At 72.8% G+C, this 4,255-nt stretch carries 3 protein-coding genes and 3 pseudogenes; 2 read left to right on the top strand and 4 right to left on the bottom strand.

The genetic code is table 11. The features are described 5' to 3' along the window. Positions 1-369, top strand: a pseudogene (locus J1M38_RS06245) (CoA ester lyase); the annotation flags it as partial. A 111-nt stretch (positions 370-480) separates the two neighbouring features. Here the strand turns inward: J1M38_RS06245 and tctA are convergent. Genes tctA through J1M38_RS06230 form a run of 3 tightly spaced genes read right to left on the bottom strand, consistent with a single transcriptional unit; the run spans position 481 to position 3,348 of the window. Further along, a complete protein-coding gene (gene tctA, locus J1M38_RS06240) occupies positions 481-1,986 on the bottom strand; it encodes a tripartite tricarboxylate transporter permease TctA (protein ID WP_115260217.1) in 1,506 nt (501 codons plus the stop codon). Position 1,987: 1 nt separating this feature from the next. After that, entirely contained in the window at positions 1,988-2,548 is a 561-nt protein-coding gene (locus J1M38_RS06235; protein WP_206481489.1) for a tripartite tricarboxylate transporter TctB family protein, read from the bottom strand. Then, the gene (locus J1M38_RS06230) at positions 2,545-3,348 is read right to left on the bottom strand and encodes a tripartite tricarboxylate transporter substrate binding protein (protein ID WP_274608411.1); all 804 of its coding nucleotides are present in this window, start codon (positions 3,346-3,348) and stop codon (positions 2,545-2,547) included. The genes J1M38_RS06235 and J1M38_RS06230 overlap by 4 nt, the downstream gene beginning before the upstream one ends. Positions 3,349-3,399: 51 nt before the next feature. On the opposite strand from J1M38_RS06230, the pseudogene J1M38_RS06225 reads away from it, so the two are divergent. Further along, positions 3,400-3,957, top strand: a pseudogene (locus J1M38_RS06225) (CoA ester lyase); the annotation flags it as partial. 165 nt (positions 3,958-4,122) lie between these two features. On the opposite strand, the pseudogene J1M38_RS06220 reads toward J1M38_RS06225, so the two are convergent. After that, a pseudogene (locus J1M38_RS06220) lies at positions 4,123-4,248 on the bottom strand (tripartite tricarboxylate transporter substrate binding protein); the annotation flags it as partial. Positions 4,249-4,255: the final 7 nt, after the last annotated feature.

Below are 4,255 nucleotides of genomic sequence, written 5' to 3'. Positions count from 1 at the left end.
GCGGCGCGGGCCACGGGGCTGCCGGGCGCGATCGACGGGCCGACCGTGGGCTCCACCGGCGTGAAGCTCGCCGAGGCGACGGCGGTGACCGCGGAGTTCGGCATGACCGGCAAGCTGTGCCTCGCGCCGGAGCAGTGCGCGGCCGTGAACGAGGGGCTCAGCCCGTCCCAGGAGGAGCTGGCGTGGGCCCACGAGTTCCTCGCGGACTTCGAGGCCGACGGCGGCGAGATCCGCAACGGCTCCGACCTGCCCCGCAAGGCGCGCGCGGAGAAGATCCTCGGGCTGGCCACCGCGTTCGGCGTGCACTCCACGCGGTACCCGGACCAGGACAACGCGATCACGGCGCCGTCGGACACGTACCACTACTGAGCGGGGCCGCCGCCCACCAGAAACGCGGGTTGAGTTGTCACGGGTGCGGAGGCCGCACACCGGTGACAACTCAACCCGCGTTGCCTCGGGGGGCGCGGATCCCGCCTCCGCTCACACGTCCTGGCGCGTCCGGCTCACGACGGCGGCCCGCACCGAGAACGCCAGCACGATCGCCAGGATCCCGTAGATCACCCACGTGATGGGGGTGGAGACGAGCACGGCCGGGTCGCCCACCGAGCTGAGCAGGGCGTCGCGCAGGCTGGTCTCCGCGAGCGGGCCGAGCACCATGCCGATCATCAGCGGCGCCAGCGGGTAGCCGTACCGCCGCATCAGGAAGCCCAGCACGCCGATCCCCAGGAGCATCAGCAGGTCGAACACCGCGCCCGTGGTGGCGTAGATGCCCAGCCCGCAGAACAGCGTGATCCCCGCGTAGAGGTAGTGCTTCGGGATGAGCAGGAGCTTGGCCCACAGCTGCGCGAACGGCAGGTTGATCGCCAGCAGCACGATCATCGCGATGAAGAAGCTCGCCAGCAGCGCCCACACGAGGTCCGGGCTGCGGTCGAACAGCAGCGGGCCGGGCTGCAGCCCGTACTGGCGGAACGCCGCCAGCATGATGGCCGCCGTCGCGGAGACGGGCAGGCCGAGCGTAAGCAGGGCGCCCATCGCCATGCCGGTGGTCGAGTTGCCCGCCGCCTCGGGGGCCGCCAGCCCGCGGATCGCGCCGCGGCCGAACTGCGGATGCGCTCGGCGTCGGTCCAGGCGCCGCTCGACCGAGTACGCCAGGAACGTCGGCACCTCGGAGCCGCCCACCGGCACGATGCCGAACGGCAGGCCGATCGCCGTGCCGCGCAGCCACGCCGGGGCGGCCTCGCGGAACTCGGCGCCCGAGAGCCACGGCCGGCCGGTGCGGCGGATGCGCAGGTCCTCGTGCTCGCGGCGCACCCGGGAGGCCACGTGGAACACCTCGCCGAGCGCGAGGATCGCCACCGTGACGGTCACCAGCGGGATGCCGTCGAACAGCTGCGGCGAGCCCATCGTGAAGCGCTCGGTGCCGGTCACCGCATCGATCCCGACGACGGCGATGCCCAGTCCCAGCACCAGAGAGGCCAGGCCGCGCAGCACCGAGTCGGCGACCACCGAGGAGGTGGCCACGAACGCGAAGAGCGCGAGCGCGAAGTACTCCGCGGGGCCGAATCTCGTGGAGAACTCCGCCAGCACGGGGGCGAGGAACACGACGCACACCGAGGCCACCATGCCGCCGATGAAGGCGCCGAGCGCCGCCGTCGCCAGGGCCTGGGCCGCCCGGCCGTCCTGGGCCATGCGGTGGCCCTCGAACGTGGAGGCGATGGCCGAGGCCTGGCCGGGGGTGTTCATGAGGATGGCCATGGTGGAGTCGCCGAAGAGGCCGCCGAAGTACACGCCGGAGAACATGATGAACGCGGCGGTGGGCTCGAGGGCGAAGGTCATGGGCAGCAGCAGGGCCACGGCCATCGAGGAGCCCAGTCCGGGCATCACGCCGACCGCGGTGCCGAGCAGACAGCCCAGCACCACCCAGAGCAGGTTCATGGGGGTGAGGGCTCCGGCGAAGCCCTCCATGAGGAGTCCGAGGGTCTCCATGTCAGAAGCCACCTCCCAGGATGCCCGAGGGCAGGGTCAGGCCCAGGGCCACCGCGAAGCCGAGGTAGGCCAGCGAGGAGACGAACAGGGCGACGAGGATGTCGAACACGGGGTGCGGGGCGCCGAACGCCCGCGTGATGCACCAGAACAGCAGCGCCCCGGCGAGGATCCACCCGAGCCAGGGCAGCAGGACGGCGAACGCGAGGAAGCCGAGGAAGCACCAGGCCAGCGCGCCGAAGTCCGAGTGGAACAGGGTCAGCGGGCCGGCCACCTGGCCGACCTCGCCGTCCGCGTCGGCCTGACCCTCGGGGGCCTGGCGCACGCGCACGACCTCCACCGCGAGCGCGGCGGCGATCACGAGACCTGTGACCGCGAGGATCAGCGGGAAGAAGTCCGGGCCGGGGAAGTCGGCGCCGTCGGTGTCCATGGTCAGGGACCCCAGCAGCAGGTAGAGGCTGAACGCGGCCAGCACGGCCGGCATGACGAGTCCGGAGAGCCCGGCGGCGCGTCCCCAGCGGGAGGGGGCGTCGGCGGCGGGGGGGACGGTGGATGCGTGGCTCACTTGACCTCCTCCGTCAGCGTGCCGATGCGCTCCTTCTCGGCGGCGATGAACTCCTCGAGTTCGGTGCCGGAGAGGGGCACGGGGTTCCAGTAGTTGCGCTGCACCGCCTCCTTCCACTCGGGGGTGTCGACCGCCTCGGCGATGAGGGTCTCGAGCTCGGTGCGCTCCTCCGCGGAGACGCCCGGCGGCACGAACAGGGCGCGCCAGTTGGTGAGCGTGACGTCGTAGCCCTGGGAGCGCAGGGTCGGGATCTCCTCGACGCAGGCCAGCGGCTCGGCCGCCACCACGCCGAGGGCGCGCAGTCGGCCGGCCTGGACCTGCGGGTAGATGTCCGCGAAGCCGCCGGCGGAGGCCTGGGCGGTGCCGTTGAGCAGGGCCTGGATGGCCTCGCCGCCGCCGTCGGACGGGATGTAGGTGGTGTCCGCGACCGGCACGCCGGCCGTGCGGGCGATGTCCGCCATGACGAGCTGGTCGAAGGAGCCGCCGCCGGTCCACGCCACGTGGGCGGGGTCGGCGCGCCAGGCGGTCACCAGGTCGTCCATGCTCTGGTACGGCGAGTCCGCCGGGACCACCACGAGGCTGTACTCCTCGACGACGCGGCTGACCGCGGTGACCTGGGAGAGCTCGGGGCCGGTGCCACGGGCCGCGTGGGCGGCGATCTGGCCGGTGCCGCCCACCATGAGGTTGTTCGCGTCCTCGAGCGTGGTCAGCTGACCGAGGGCGATGGTGCCACCGGCACCGGGGATGTTGACCACCTGGACGTTGTTCACCAGCCCGTTGACGCGCATGGTCTGCTGCAGCTCGCGCTGGAACGAGTCCCATCCGCCGCCGGCGCCGTGAAGGAGCCCCTCATGACCGTGACCCTGCCCGCCGCGATCACCCCCTCCCCCGCGTTCCAGCCCGTGCCCGGCCAGCGCATCGACCCGGAGCTCGCCCGCTCCTGGCTGCTGGTCAACGCCGCCCAGCCCGAACGGTTCCAGCCCGCCGAGGACTCGGCCGCGGACATCGTCATCCTCGACATCGAGGACGCCGTGGCCCCCAAGGACAAGGACCAGGCCCGCGCGGACGCCGTCGCCTGGCTGACCTCCGGGCACACCGGCTGGGTGCGGCTCAACGGCTACGGCTCACGGTGGTGGGAGCAGGACGTCGAGGCGCTCGCCGCGGCCCTGCCCGCGCACCTGGGCGGGCCGGTCTCCGAGGGCGGCCTGGCCGGCGTCGTGCTGGCGATGGTGGAGTCCACGGACCACGTGAACGAGACCGCCCGACGGCTGCCCGGGGTGCCCGTCGTGGCGCTCGTGGAGACGGCGCGCGGGCTGCAGCGGATCGACTCGATCGCCGCCGCAAAGGGCACGTTCCGGCTGGCCTTCGGGATCGGCGACTTCCGCCGCGACACCGGCCTGGGCGAGTCGCCGCAGGCGCTGGCGTACACGCGGTCCCAGTTCACGATCGCGGCGCGGGCCACGGGGCTGCCGGGCGCGATCGACGGGCCGACCGTGGGCTCCACCGGCGTGAAGCTCGCCGAGGCGACGGCGGTGACCGCGGAGTTCGGCATGACCGGCAAGCTGTGCCTCGCGCGCCGCGGGGGCGATGAGGGTCAGGTTGGTGCGGATGTCGTTGCCTCCCGAGGCCGAGCGGATGGAGAAGACGGAGGCCGCGAGCACGGTGAGCACCGCGATCACGCTGAAGACGATCCGGCCGATCCCCGTG

It is taken from the genome of Micrococcus sp. KRD070 (genome assembly GCF_017168435.1).
Taxonomy (GTDB): Bacteria; Actinomycetota; Actinomycetes; order Actinomycetales; family Micrococcaceae; genus Micrococcus; species Micrococcus luteus.
Note: the sequence above shows the minus strand (reverse complement) of the source record. Positions and strands in the feature narration are given on the sequence as shown.